This is a genomic window from Ilyomonas limi (assembly GCF_005233845.1).
Classification (GTDB): Bacteria; Bacteroidota; Bacteroidia; order Chitinophagales; family Chitinophagaceae; genus Ilyomonas; species Ilyomonas limi.
In genome coordinates, this window is sequence record NZ_SZQL01000013.1 from 28,343 (window position 1) to 41,786 (window position 13,444).

Here is a 13,444-nt window from a genome sequence, read left to right on the forward strand (position 1 = left end):
AGCAAGTCTTTATTTTTTATTTAAACCATTTTTAAATTTTCTTATGAGAAAAAGAATCGATTGCTTGAGCATGCGATGCTTTGCCATGCTCTTTCTCTTGTTTATTGGTACAGGAGCTTTTGCACAAAGGCAGGTTACCGGCAAGGTAATCAGCGGCACCGACAATGCACCAGTAGGCTACGCTACCGTTGCCGTAAAAGGAACGAAAGTAGCAACTCTTACCAATGCAGATGGTACATTCAGCCTTACCATGCCTGCAGGCAGAACCACATTAGTTATTTCTTCGGTGGGCTACGAAGATCAGGAAGTAAATGCAGAATCGGGTACTGTAAGCGTTACACTGAAGACACGGACTTCTTCCCTTGACGAAATTGTAGTAACCGGTTATACAGCGCAGAAAAAGAAGGAGGTTACCGGCGCTGTGTCGATAGTAAACGTGAAAGAAATGAAGCAGGTGCCTGCAGGTACCGGTGAAGAAGCTTTACAAGGCCGTGCTTCGGGTGTAACTATTGTTACTTCCGGTCAGCCAGGTGCAGCTTCCGACATCCGCATCAGAGGCTTTAGCGGCTTTGGCAGCAACCAGCCGCTAATTATTATTGATGGTGTACATGGCGATCTGCACAACATCAATGTAAATGACATCGAATCAGTACAGGTGCTGAAAGATGCATCAGCCGCTATTTATGGTGTACAAGGTTCAAATGGCGTTATCATTATTACTACCAAAAGAGGCAGATCGGGCAAAGCAGTGGTAACATATGACGGATACTATGGCGTAACTACTCCAGGTCCGGGATATAATATGGCAAGCCCTACAGAAGCAGCTAACGCTATTTGGCAGCAGCAGCGCAATTCGGGCATTGCCAATCCAACCAGCAAACAGTATGGCAGCGGAGCTAATCCCGTAGTACCGGATTATCTTACTCCAACAGGTTATACTTTGTGTAACTGCCCTACCGATTCACAATTCGTTGCGCCATCCTTGTATGATATTAATTCCTATCAAATAACCAGGGCAAATAAAGCAGGCACCAACTGGTACAAAGAAATTACCCGCAATGCCCCTATACAAAGTCATAATGTCTCAGTAAGTTCCGGAAGTGATAAAAGCTCTTACTATTTTTCTTTAGGTTATTTGAATCAGCAGGGGATTATGAAGTTTCAGTACCTTGAGCGCTACTCTGTAAGAGCCAACACACAGTTTACCATTAAGGATAAAATTCGTGTAGGTGAAAACGCCTATATTTTCTACAGCAAAAATCCAACTTTTGGCAACCAGGGCGAGGGTAGCCCCTTTACCACTGCTTACCGCGAAGATCCAATTATACCGATATATGATATCATGGGCAATTTTGCCGGTACAAAATCACAGGACTTAGGAAATGCGCGTAATCCTTATGCTGATATTTACCGCACAAAAGACAATGTAGGTAACAGGTGGGATATTACGGGCAACGTATTTGCAGAAGTTGACTTCTTAAAGCATTTTACAGCACGTACATCCTTTGGTGGTTCGGTTAACAATAACTACGGATACAACTTTAATTATGTGGGTTACGAAAATGCAGAAGGTAACACCGGCGCTAACTCCTTCAGCGAAAATGCCAGCTATAACACGCAATGGACCTTCACCAATACATTGACCTACAGCAACACGTTTGGTGAGCACACGGTAAGAGCATTACTTGGTACAGAGGCATTTAACTCTTATGGCAGAGGCCTCGGCGGCACAAGAAGCAACTATTTCTCCGAAAATCCTGACTATTGGACATTGAATACCGGCTCACCCAGCGGTCAGTCCAACACTGGTTATGCCTATCAAAGTTCATTGTGGTCTCAGTTTGCAAAACTGGAATACAACTATGCCGGAAAATATCTCTTAAATGGTACGCTGCGCAGAGATGGTTCCTCTGTATTTGCAGAAGAAGTGCGCTATGGTTATTTCCCGAGTATTTCGGCAGGTTGGGTTATTTCTCAGGAAAACTTCATGAAAGGTGTAAGCTTTATTAATAACCTCAAAATTCGCTACAGCTGGGGTAAAATGGGTATAGCTAATGCCGATCCTACCAATGCCTACAATTTATACAGCAGCCGCGCCGGCAAATCGTTTTACGATCTTACCGGTAGCAGCACTGTTCCATTAGGCGGTTTCTACAGGAGCAATTTGGGCAACCCTGGCGCAAAATGGGAAGGCGATATTATTTCTAATATAGGATTTGATGCAACTATCCTTAAGAACAAGCTGGATGTAACCATAGACTGGTACAAAAAGAAAGTGAGCGGATTGCTGTTTACTGCTACCGGAACCCAATATGATGTAGTTTTTGTTGGAGATGCTGCACTGCCAAAAATAAATGTTGGTGATATGCAGAACACCGGCATAGATGGTAGTATTACTTATCATGCTACCATACAAAAAGACTTGAAAATTGATGTTACCGGCACCTTAACTTCTTACAATAATAAGATAGTAGATATTCCAGGTGCAGGCTATTTCAGCGGGCCAACTATACGAAACGCTATTCTCCAACGCTACGAGGAAGGACATCCGGTAGGTGCCTTCTATGGCTACCAGGTAATTGGTTTATTCCAGAGCGAGGATGATATAGCTAAATCGCCTGATCAGGATGGCGCCAAACCAGGCTTGTTTAAATACCAAGACGTAAATAATGATGGAAAAATAACAGCAGATGACAGAACCTATATTGGTAATCCAAATCCCGACTTCACGTATGGTTTGAATATTGCTATCAGCTACAAAGCCATTGACTTCTCTGCATTCTTCTTTGGCTCAAAAGGAAACGACATTTACAATAATACCTTGTATTTTACCGATTTCCCCGATTTCTTTAAAGGTGGTATAAGAAAAGAAGTGGCTTTAAATTCATGGACACCCGAGCGTACCAATACTAATATACCTGCCATGTACACCACAGGTAGCTTTAGCTCAGACCAGACAGCAAACAGTTATTTTATCAGCAAGGGTTCTTACTTCCGTGCCAAGCAAATGCAAATTGGCTACACCTTGCCTGCCAGCACGCTGTCGAGATTTGGTGTAGACCGTTTACGCATCTATGTGCAATCTGCCAACCTGTTTACAATTACCAAGTACCAGGGTCTTGACCCCGAATTGCAGAGTGTTGATCCAAATGGCAATTCTTCCAACGGCTTTGGTACAGACCAGGGTAATTATCCGCACACTCCTTCTTTCTTAGTAGGTGTAAATCTTAATTTTTAATTTTTAATTGCAAGCTTTATATGAAAAAAAGAAATTTTCTAATCATTGTCTCCGTTATTCTCGTAACAGTTTTTATAATTGTTGCCTGTAGTAAAAGCTTCCTCGATAAGCCACCACTGGGTACCTTAAATCCTCAGATTATGGCGTCGGAAAAAGGTGTGCAGGGTATATTAATCGGAGCTTATTCCATGCTGGACGGGAATGGTGCGGCCGGCGATGGTAATTATGGATCCGCTGCATCCAACTGGGGATATGGCGGTGTAGCAGCAGATGATGCCTACAAAGGCTCTGACCCAAGTGACGTATCTGATTTTGCTCCATTTGAAGACTGGACAGTAACGGCCACTAATGGTGCACTACCTCAAAAGTGGACTGCATGTTATGCCGGTATTCAACGCAGTAATGATGTGCTAAGAACAATGGCACTTGCAACAGATATTACGCCTGAGGTACAAACCCAGATTACTGCTCAGGCACGCTTTTTACGCGCCTGGTACCACATGGAGCTAAAAAAAGTTTTTAATAATATCCCTTATGCCGATGAAAATGTTGATCCTCAGCATACAGATGTTACCAACACAGAAGATGTGTGGCCAAAGATTGAAGCGGACTTGCAATTTGCTGTAGATAATCTGCCAGAAACCTGGGGCAGTGAAGTGGGCAGAGCCAACGTATGGGCTGCTAAAGCTGTATTGGCAAAAGCATATATGTTTGAAAAGAAATACTCCGCTGCTTATCCAGTGCTCCAGGATATTATTGCTAATGGCAAAACAGCAGGCGGAGCAAAATATGCACTAATGCCGCATTACTTCTCTAACTTCAACCCTGCGCAAAAGAACAGCGCAGAATCTGTCTTTGCTGCGCAAACTTCGGTACAGGATGGCTCTTCAGTTGACTGGGGCGGTGATCCTAACGGCAACTATGGCGATATTCTGAACTTCCCATACACCGGCGGCCCGGGCGCCTGTTGCGGTTTTTACAACCCATCGCAAGATCTTGCCAATGCCTTTAAAACAGATGCAAATACTGGCTTACCATTGCTCGACAACTGGTACGAAGGCTTAAATGTAAGTGCCGAAAGTGGTACTTCCTACAGTGGTACATTAGACCCAAGAATTGACTGGACAATGGGCAGACCTGGTATTCCTTATCTTGACTGGGGGTTGCATCCCGGACTGGATTGGATAAGAAACCCTGCAAATGATGGTAACAAAAGCCCTCTTAAAAATGTATATGCTGCTTCTCAAAAAGATCAATATACCGATGTGGGAAGCGCTTACTGGGGACCTACAGAATTGGTTGCTAATAATGTAAACCTCATCCGCTTTGCCGATGTAATCTTGTGGGCTGCAGAATGTGCTGCTGATGCAGGCGATCTGGCCGCTGCCACCACTTATGTAAACCAGGTCCGGAGCAGAATGAAAGACCATCCTGAAGCATGGGTGTATAAAAACAGTGACTATGATGCCGCAAGTGCTGTTTATACTAACACAAGCACGCCTGCTGCTAATTACAAAATTGGTTTATATCCAACCTTCGCCTCAAAGGATTTTGCTGTAAAAGCCATTCATTTTGAAAGAAGACTGGAACTGGCAATGGAAGGTCATCGCTTCTTTGACCTGGTAAGATGGGGAGAAGCTGACCAGGTGCTGAACGCTTACTACGAGAGAGAAAGACCTTTAAGACCATTAAAGAAAGATGCACACTGGACTCCGGGTAAAAATGAATACTTTCCTATTCCGCAGAGTGCAATAGATAATATGAATTCAGACGGTACACAACGTTTGACTCAAAATCCCGGTTATTAATATTTAGTAATTATTAGACTTTTAAAAAGCAGCGCCACCTTGGCGCTGCTTTTTTGTTGGAGCCTGAAGAACTAACAGCATTAGAGTAATTCTTTAAACTGTATATTATTTAATCACAAATAATGCGATAAGATTATCTGAATGATATTGAACTGAAATCTGTCTTTCGCTTTACAAAGCCATATCTGTTATTTTGTTTCTTTTGCTTAAAATAAATAAATCTTTCACAGTCAGCAGGTATTTTACATAATGATAATGCTGTAACATGCATCCGCTTTTCTATCTGTTAAAAGTAAAAGTTGCATTATTATTTTATGAGCCCAAATAAGCTAATGATCTATGGTGTTTGCAGCCCGTTACTTGCCAACAAAAGCAATAAAAACTCTTATGCCAACAGCCGGAATATAAATCCTGCAGTGCTGGCGGAGACAGATACGGCACATTATAGCACCATTTATTGGCAAAATTCAGTATATAATTTCGGAACGATTGCTGCCAGCGGTTCGGTACACATAAAATATCGCTTTATCATTGCAGGTAATACACCGCTGTTTATTTTTAACGCACAAACTATTGGTGGTTGCACAATTACCAGCTTTCCCAAAGCGCCGATAATGCCAGGCAAATCGGAGTTTATAAGTATAATTTTAAAAGTGGTACTCAACGGGAAAAGGTAGAAAAAACGAATATGGTGATTGCTAATAAAAAGGTTCTAAAAGCAATCCACTAATCATCCGCGGTATGGTGCAATCACCCCCAGGGCAAAATCAATAATGTTTAATGAAAAAAATTTATCGTATTTCAATACTGGTTTATATTACGGCTCTGCTTATTTCCTGCAATCAGTTTCAAAAAAACAACGCGCACCGGCAAACGCCCAATAGCAGCATTGCTGCCGGCAAAAAAGTGGCAGCTACGTATTGTGCTGCCTGCCACCAGTTGCCCGATCCTTCTTTGCTAAACGCTGCAAGCTGGGAAAAAGGGGTGCTGCCCCAAATGGGGCCACGGCTGGGCATTTTCTTTTACGGAAACGACCGGTATCCATCGTATGTAAATGATTATGATATTGGTAAAAGATTTTACCCATCCCAGCCCGTCATATCTATGGAAGATTGGCAGCACATCATTGATTATTATACCGCCACTTCGCCCGACTCGTTATTGCCTGCAAAAAAGCCACAACCCATTCAAATAAATGATACTTTATTCCGCGCCATTCAACCGTCACTTCATTACAGTAAGCCTTCGGTAACTTATATACAAGTTCAAGCAGATAAACAGTTACTGTTGTGTGATGCTTTTTATAAAAGAATATTGCTGTTTGATGATGCACTGCAGTTAACAGATTCAATAAAAATAAAATCGCCGGTAACGGATGTAATACAGGATACTGATAACCTCATCTTGTGCAATGTAGGCGTGCTGAATCCTAATAATGGCAAGTATGGATCGGTAATGAACAGGAGCCAAAAAACTGCTACTGACGATACGCTTTTTAAAGGCTTGATGCGCCCGGTTCAGCTAACACGTGCAGATATAAATAAGGACGGAAAAAATGATTATATCGTTTGTGAGTTCGGCAACTTAAAAGGTGCCTTATCGTGGTACGAGGGCACAGATACGAGCTATTTGCGGCATGTGATACGTGATGTGCCCGGCGCTATAAAGGCGTATATAGATGATTATAATGGCGATGGACTGCCAGACATTTGGGCGCTGTTTGCACAAGGCAACGAAGGTGTTTTTTTGTTTACCAATAAAGGCAATGGTGCATTTGATACAAAACAGGTGCTAAATTTTCCGCCTGCCTATGGATCTTCTTACTTTGAGCTGGACGACTTTAACAGGGATGGCTTTAAAGATATCGTTTATACCTGCGGTGACAATGCCGATTATTCCACCGTTTTAAAGCCTTATCATGGCGTATATATTTTTTTAAATGATGGAAAGAACAACTTTAAACAGCAATATTTTTATCCAATCAATGGCTGTTACAAGGCAATTGCAAGGGATTTTGACAGAGACGGCGACCTTGATATTGCCACTATTGCTTTTTTTGCAGATTTTACGCATCAGCCCGAAGAAGGTTTTGTGTATTTAAAAAATAAAGGCGGTCTAGCAGCCAGTCAGGGAAGTTTCAATTTTCAGCCTTATAGCTTAACAGCCGCAAAATATGGGCGATGGCTCACGATGGATGCCGGCGACTGGGATGGCGACGGAAAAACAGATTTAGTATTAGGTAATTTTTCTGTTGCGCCCGCTTTGTTCAAATCTGCTATAGATTGGAGTAAACAGCCACCTTTTCTTCTGTTGAAGAATTTGCAATAGCATCAACATACAACTAAGTTCTTCCGCAAAGGTTATTGCTTCACCAAAAATATAATATATGGAGCGATATTTTGTGTACTCATTATTGCATTTAAAAAGGACACGCGTAAAGAAAAATAAAAGCATAGAAGAATGGAGTTGTTACTCACCCCACGCAGTTATCACCAGTGTTCTTTGGCTGCCACGGTTGCGATGCTCACATAAATAAATACCTTGCCATATACCCAGAGCTAAGCTGCCATTGCTAATTGGAATTAAAACAGAACTGCCCAGCATCGCAGCTTTTAAATGAGCAGGCATATCATCTGCGCCCTCATCATTATGCAGGTAATCCGGGTCGCTTTCCGGCACCGCTTTGTTGAAATAGGTTTCAAAATCTTTACGCACCGTTGGATCTGCATTTTCATTAATGATAAGCGAAGCAGAAGTATGTTGAATAAACACCTGGCATAAGCCGGTTGTAATTTCTTTTATCTGCGGCAACGCCCGCGTTACTTCGGAGGTGATTAAATGAAACCCTCTTCTTCTTTCCTGTAAATGAATGGACTGCTGGTATATTTTCATAAGTATTTATTTGCTGGTTAATGGCAGTAAGAGCGCATAAAGATTGCCAAAGATGGAGTGAAATATTTAGAATAAAACCGGATAAATAGTACAGCAGTTTTAAACTATCTTACACTGCAAAATGAATATACCAGATGAAACAACTGCGACTGCTGTTAACAATATTACCACTTCTCTTACTGTCATGCCATACAAATAAAACTACAGCCGGAAGCGGCAATCAACACTGGGTTAGCCTGTTTAATGGCAAGAACCTGGATAATTGGATACCTAAAATTGCAGGATACAAACTGGGGGAAAACTTTGGCAATACTTTTCGTGTGGAAAATGGTATTCTAAGCACAAGGTATGATGCGTATGATAATTTTAAAAACAGGTTTGGAGCGTTATACTACAACAAGCAATTTTCAAATTTCCGGTTGAGGGTAGAATACCGGTTTGTAGGCGATACCGTTGCGGGTGCACCTTCGTGGGGCTATCAGGATGGTGGCATTCAGTATTATTGCCAGGCTCCGCAAACAATAGATGTCAACCAGCCTTTTCCGGTATGTTTGGAGTACAACCTGCTGGGCACCCGCCCTTCGGGCGAGATATGCGCCAACGGAATATTTGTATCTCTTGGAGGTAAAAGAAATGAAGACTATTGCACACCGCCTACTGTAAAAATAGTGCCTCCAAAAGATCAGTGGGTAACTGCGGAAATAGATGTACGCGATGGTAAGATGAGGCAATTTATCAATGGGCAACCAGTAATTAGCTTCGAAAATCCACGTTACGATTCCACCAATGCTATTGCCCGGCAATTTATTACTAATGGAAATAATTTGGTAAAAGATGGATATATTTCACTGCAATCCAATAGTCATCCAATGGATTTCCGGAAAATTGAGATTATGGAGTATTAAGACGAGCAATTTGCAATTTTATTCCACTTTTTCACCTGTTTGCTATAGCTATGGCTAAATATACCGCTCTACTTTTACTCCTTTTTATACCTCTAAGCAGTGTTGTTGCCCAACCCTTAGCTGCTTTTAATCAATACCTTACTGGCAGCAACCAGGTGTTGTATGTACAAACTGCCAATGCAAATGCAGTGCAGGGAACCATGTACTTGTATGAACGTAAAAACAGCCGCAGACGTTGGAAAAAGATAAATACGATTGCGATTGTTGTTGGTAAGGCAGGTTTAGCAAAAGACCCGCAAACAAGCATACCATTCAGCAATGATATGCCGGTAAAGAAAGAGGGCGACGGCAAATCACCGGCGGGCATTTTTTGCTTAGGTGATGTATTTAGTTATCATCCAATGGGCCATCTGCATATGCCATTTGTTCAGGTAGATACCAGTTTTTATTGTGTGGATGATGTTGCTTCGCCCTACTACAATACGCTTGTTGTAAAAGATACCGCAACAGCCCCTTTCAATAGTTTTGAATATATGAAAAGGAAGGATGAATTGTACGAATACGGCGTGTGGGTGTTGTATAATAGTGCTCCGGTTGTGGCAGGTAATGGCTCCTGTATTTTTATACATATCTGGCGTAATGACCACAGCGGTACCGCAGGATGTACTGCTATGGCTAAAGAAAATATACTTAAACTTATACATTGGTTAGATAAAAGAAAAAATCCTGTGCTGTTACAAGTTGTGAAAAATAAATAAAAAGAGATCGCTTTCACACTAAAATATGAACGTTCACATCGGCACATCGGGCTGGAGTTATGACCATTGGCAGGGCGTTTTGTATCCGTATGGAGTGGCACCCTGGCAAAGGTTGGGTTATTATGTGCAACAGTTTCAAACAGTAGAATTGAACAGCAGTTTTTATAAATGGCCAACGCTGGCTGCTTTTAAAAGCTGGCAGCGCCGGTTGCCACAAGGCTTTTTGCTTAGCGTAAAAGCGCCGCGCGGACTCACCCATGCCAAATGCCTGTATGCACCCGAACAATGGATTAACAGAATAAAAATGTGCTGGCACGAGTTGGGTGATAAAAGGGCAATATTGCTGGTGCAGCTTTCGCCCAATTTTGCGCCCGATTACAAACGGCTTCAATATTTTTTACAGCTTGTTCCGGATTGGGTGCGCATTACAGTAGAGTTTCGCCATCCTGCATGGCACGTAGAAGCTACTTTTCGGTTGCTGGAGCAGTATGGAGCTGCTTATTGCATTATGAGCGGGGCGCACCTGCCTTGTATATTACGGGCAACCGCACCATTTGTATATGTGCGCATGCATGGGCCAGACCGGCAACATTTGTACGGTGGCTCTTACTCAGATAACGACTTGCACTGGTGGAAAAGTCGTATTAAAGAATGGCAGGCGCAGGGTAAAGAAGTGTATGTTTACTTTAATAATGATGGCGGTGGCAATGCGGTGCGCAATGCAGCTACATTGCAGCGTATGGTGGGTTGAAAAACATCATAAAATAGCTTACTCCTCTTTCAAGGCGGGATATTGCAGGTTCAGTTTAGATAAAATTTCAACCATAGTAGAGGCAATCACATATTCTTTATACCAGTTCTGGTCTGCCGGAACAATTATCCACGGCGGGTTATCGCAACGCGCAAAGCAGTCTTCATAAGCCTTCCTGTATTCGTCCCAAAGTTCCGCTTCTTTAGCATCGTTGGAATTGAATTTCCAGTGTTTACGGCTGTCAGTCAATCTTTCTTCAAACCGCTCTGCTTGTTCTTTTTTAGATATATGCAAATAAAACTTTACAATAATGGTACTGCCGCTCTCCTGCAATAAACTTTCAAAATGATTAATCTCTTTCATCCTTCTATGCGCCGTTGCATTATTTATCCAGTGGTGCACCCGCGTTACCAGCACATCCTCGTATTGCGATCGGTTAAAGATCTGCATCATTCCTTTTGCCGGAACATACTTATGAATACGCCACAAAAAATCGTACGATAACTCCTCCTCGGTTGGTGCTTTAAAGGCCTTTGCAGATACCCCTAACGGATTTAACGGTCCAAAAACATGCTTGATAGCGCCATCTTTTCCACTTGCATCCATACCCTGTATAATCACTAATACTGCATACTTTGCCGAAGCGTACAACAGGTTTTGTAATTCATCTAATTGTTCAATCAATGAAGCTGTTTTTACTTTTGTTGCTTCTTTATCCATATCTTTTGGCGCACGGGTAGAAATTTCGGAAAGCTGAATTGCCATATAATCGTCTGGTATTTAAATGTTTGGTTAATCACAACGATCTGTCAGTGGATATTAGCAACAAATAAGCCGATTAGTGATACAGGTAATAAGACGTAAAAAGCAGACACGCAAAAACATAACTGTATTCTTACTACTTTTTTAACTATGCATTGCGTAAATCTTAGCAAAGCAGGGAATATACAACTACTTAAGTAACCAACATTTATCCTGCTTAAGGCTTGCAGCTTGTACCAGGTAACTTCATGGAAACCGGGAAAAGAGAAAGTGGCACAGTTTTTTAACCATACACAATATTATTTCACTACTAAAAATTATTGTTATGGCAGTAAATAAAACATCCAACATAAATACCGATAAAACAATAGGCGCCCAGGGCCTGGAACAAGGTGGTGCAAGCCTGGGTAATGATTATTCACGTCCTACCAAGCACATTGAACAAAATGAGACAACCAATGTAGGAAGTCATGGAACAGTTTCGGATGATGAATTAAATATACAAAAATCAGATTACGGCAATGGCGTAAACATTACCGAAGAGATTGAAACACCAAGAGGCAGGAAGTAGCTTACAAGTTTTTGAGCAAAAAACCTGTTATAGAATAATAACAGGTTTTTTGTTTTAAGAAAATATAATTAATGTGTTTGGTCTCTTTACAATTAAACTATTCCGACAAGCCAGGTAACTCTTTTACTTTATTAAGATAATGATAGAATAGCTATTCTGCTTATTTCACTACTACTTCTTCATCTGCAGGCACTTCTTCAATCACATGCTTGTTTTTCCATACAAAATAATAAATAGGGATACCGAGCAGCACAATACCCAGCCCCGGAAAAGTATATGTTGGATAATATTTAAGTAAGGAGATACAAATAACGCTGGCAGCAACTATATACAATATGGGCAAAACAGGATAGCCAAATGCTTTGTATGGACGTGGAATATCGGGGCGCTTGCGGCGCAAAATAAATATACCTGCGATTGTAAGAATATAGAAAATAAGTACCGTGAAAATAATGTAGTTGAGCAAATCGCCATACCTGCCGCTAAGACACAATACCGATGCCCACAAACACTGTATCCACAAGCCCATAGATGGTACCGCATTTTTATTTAATGTTCCTGCCTGTTTGAAAAACAAACCATCTTTTGCCATGGTGTAATACACTCTTGCACCAGATAATATCAGCCCATTGTTGCAACCAAATGTAGAAACCATGAGCATGATGGCAATGATGGTTGTTCCTGTACTGCCAAAGATGAGTTTCGCTGCTTCTACTCCTACCCTGTCGTTCTCTGCATTGGCAATGCCTTGCATAGACATTACTGCCAGATACATCAGGTTAGTAGCCGTATAAATAAGGGTTACGATTAAAGTTCCAAAGAATAAACTCAGGCCAATATTGCGCTTTGGATTTTCTATTTCACCGGCAATAAAAGTTACATTGTTCCAGCTATCGCTGCTAAATAAACTGCCCACCATAGCACCTGCAAAAGCACCCAATGCAGCCGCTCCGGTATAAGGTACAATTACATTGCCATCCAGTTTGCCAAATGCAAAACCGGTGCTCCAGTTAGCACTCCACGTTCCCTTGCCAGCAGCCATAAACCCAAAAATAATTAGTCCGAATAAAGCTGCAAGTTTGGTGAGTGTAAAAAGTGTTTGTATAAACTTACCTTCCTTTACGCCACGCGTATTTACCCAGGTTAAAAAGACAATAAGCACAATAGAAGTGATTTGCGCTGCACTGATCTTCATAAAACCTACATCTGCAATAACATTGTTTTCGCTGAGTGCCGGAAAGATATACGCTGCAAACTTGCTAAAGGCAACACCAACGGCAGCAATGGTTCCGGTTTGTATCACCGCAAAAAAGCTCCAGCCAAACAGGAAGGCGATAAGCGGATTATAAGCTTCTTTCAGATACACATACTGCCCCCCTGCTTTTGGATACATCGCACTCAATTCTCCATACGAAAGTGCTGCAATGAGGGTTAATACACCGGTGAATATCCATAATAAAATAAGCCAGCCGGCTGAACCAACATTGCGCGTCATATCGGCACTCACAAGAAATATTCCTGAACCGATCATAGAACCTGCAACTATCATTGTTGCATCTAACAAACTGAACGCAGGTTTAAAACTTTTTTGTTGTACTGCTATGGATTGCATGTGTATATTTTTAGAACCAATTTTGTTGCAGAGGCACAAATACACGAAGTAAGTTTATTTAAATTTTTACTTTGTTTAACTGTGACCTGAGAGATGTATGTTTTGAAATGAAGAACGGAAAATACAGGAAGAAATTGAAATAAAAAG

The 13,444-nt window shown here is 41.6% G+C and carries 11 protein-coding genes; 8 read left to right on the forward strand and 3 right to left on the reverse strand.

Annotation, left to right across the window (positions count from 1 at the left end):
* Window positions 1-43: 43 nt before the first annotated feature.
* The 4 genes from FC093_RS15555 to FC093_RS15570 all read left to right on the forward strand — a co-directional run bounded on the left by FC093_RS15555 (window position 44) and on the right by FC093_RS15570 (window position 7,374).
* A complete protein-coding gene (locus FC093_RS15555; protein WP_240743326.1) occupies window positions 44-3,238 on the forward strand; it encodes a SusC/RagA family TonB-linked outer membrane protein in 3,195 nt (1,064 codons plus the stop codon).
* A gap of 20 nt (window positions 3,239-3,258) precedes the next feature.
* A complete protein-coding gene (locus tag FC093_RS15560; RefSeq protein ID WP_137262730.1) occupies window positions 3,259-5,046 on the forward strand; it encodes a RagB/SusD family nutrient uptake outer membrane protein in 1,788 nt (595 codons plus the stop codon).
* Between the two features lie 314 nt (window positions 5,047-5,360).
* The gene (locus FC093_RS15565; protein WP_137262731.1) at window positions 5,361-5,723 is read left to right on the forward strand and encodes a DUF1573 domain-containing protein; all 363 of its coding nucleotides are present in this window, start codon (window positions 5,361-5,363) and stop codon (window positions 5,721-5,723) included.
* 103 nt (window positions 5,724-5,826) lie between these two features.
* The gene (locus FC093_RS15570) at window positions 5,827-7,374 is read left to right on the forward strand and encodes an FG-GAP-like repeat-containing protein (RefSeq protein WP_137262732.1); all 1,548 of its coding nucleotides are present in this window, start codon (window positions 5,827-5,829) and stop codon (window positions 7,372-7,374) included.
* 141 nt (window positions 7,375-7,515) lie between these two features.
* On the opposite strand, the gene FC093_RS15575 is transcribed toward FC093_RS15570, so the two are convergent.
* Window positions 7,516-7,938, reverse strand: a complete 423-nt coding sequence (locus FC093_RS15575) for a secondary thiamine-phosphate synthase enzyme YjbQ (RefSeq protein WP_137262733.1) — start codon at window positions 7,936-7,938, stop codon at window positions 7,516-7,518.
* A 134-nt stretch (window positions 7,939-8,072) separates the two neighbouring features.
* Between FC093_RS15575 and FC093_RS15580 the strand changes: the two genes are divergently transcribed.
* The 3 genes from FC093_RS15580 to FC093_RS15590 are packed head-to-tail and all read left to right on the forward strand — an operon-like array spanning window position 8,073 to window position 10,352.
* Window positions 8,073-8,843, forward strand: a complete 771-nt coding sequence (locus FC093_RS15580) for a 3-keto-disaccharide hydrolase (protein ID WP_137262734.1) — start codon at window positions 8,073-8,075, stop codon at window positions 8,841-8,843.
* Between the two features lie 50 nt (window positions 8,844-8,893).
* A complete protein-coding gene (locus FC093_RS15585; protein ID WP_137262735.1) occupies window positions 8,894-9,601 on the forward strand; it encodes a L,D-transpeptidase family protein in 708 nt (235 codons plus the stop codon).
* Window positions 9,602-9,626: 25 nt separating this feature from the next.
* Window positions 9,627-10,352, forward strand: coding sequence for a DUF72 domain-containing protein (locus FC093_RS15590; RefSeq protein ID WP_137262736.1), 726 nt, complete (start codon window positions 9,627-9,629; stop codon window positions 10,350-10,352).
* A gap of 18 nt (window positions 10,353-10,370) precedes the next feature.
* Here the strand turns inward: FC093_RS15590 and FC093_RS15595 are convergent, their stop codons facing one another.
* The gene (locus tag FC093_RS15595; protein WP_137262737.1) at window positions 10,371-11,117 is read right to left on the reverse strand and encodes a PPK2 family polyphosphate kinase; all 747 of its coding nucleotides are present in this window, start codon (window positions 11,115-11,117) and stop codon (window positions 10,371-10,373) included.
* Between the two features lie 322 nt (window positions 11,118-11,439).
* Here FC093_RS15595 and FC093_RS15600 point away from each other — a divergent pair, with 322 nt between their 5' ends.
* The gene (locus FC093_RS15600; RefSeq protein ID WP_137262738.1) at window positions 11,440-11,685 is read left to right on the forward strand and encodes a hypothetical protein; all 246 of its coding nucleotides are present in this window, start codon (window positions 11,440-11,442) and stop codon (window positions 11,683-11,685) included.
* Window positions 11,686-11,845: 160 nt separating this feature from the next.
* Here the strand turns inward: FC093_RS15600 and FC093_RS15605 are convergent, their stop codons facing one another.
* A complete protein-coding gene (locus tag FC093_RS15605; protein WP_137262739.1) occupies window positions 11,846-13,297 on the reverse strand; it encodes an APC family permease in 1,452 nt (483 codons plus the stop codon).
* Between the last annotated feature and the right edge of the window lie 147 nt (window positions 13,298-13,444).

Bases quoted from the DNA above. Each gene is read 5' to 3' on its own strand.
- FC093_RS15590 (WP_137262736.1), top strand. From the start codon at position 9,627: ATGAACGTTCACATCGGCACATCGGGCTGGAGTTATGACCATTGGCAG.
- FC093_RS15560 (WP_137262730.1), top strand. From the start codon at position 3,259: ATGAAAAAAAGAAATTTTCTAATCATTGTCTCCGTTATTCTCGTAACA.
- FC093_RS15595 (WP_137262737.1), bottom strand. From the start codon at position 11,117: ATGGCAATTCAGCTTTCCGAAATTTCTACCCGTGCGCCAAAAGATATG.
- FC093_RS15555 (WP_240743326.1), top strand. From the start codon at position 44: ATGAGAAAAAGAATCGATTGCTTGAGCATGCGATGCTTTGCCATGCTC.
- FC093_RS15565 (WP_137262731.1), top strand. From the start codon at position 5,361: ATGAGCCCAAATAAGCTAATGATCTATGGTGTTTGCAGCCCGTTACTT.
- FC093_RS15575 (WP_137262733.1), bottom strand. From the start codon at position 7,938: ATGAAAATATACCAGCAGTCCATTCATTTACAGGAAAGAAGAAGAGGG.
- FC093_RS15580 (WP_137262734.1), top strand. From the start codon at position 8,073: ATGAAACAACTGCGACTGCTGTTAACAATATTACCACTTCTCTTACTG.
- FC093_RS15570 (WP_137262732.1), top strand. From the start codon at position 5,827: ATGAAAAAAATTTATCGTATTTCAATACTGGTTTATATTACGGCTCTG.
- FC093_RS15600 (WP_137262738.1), top strand. From the start codon at position 11,440: ATGGCAGTAAATAAAACATCCAACATAAATACCGATAAAACAATAGGC.
- FC093_RS15585 (WP_137262735.1), top strand. From the start codon at position 8,894: ATGGCTAAATATACCGCTCTACTTTTACTCCTTTTTATACCTCTAAGC.
- FC093_RS15605 (WP_137262739.1), bottom strand. From the start codon at position 13,297: ATGCAATCCATAGCAGTACAACAAAAAAGTTTTAAACCTGCGTTCAGT.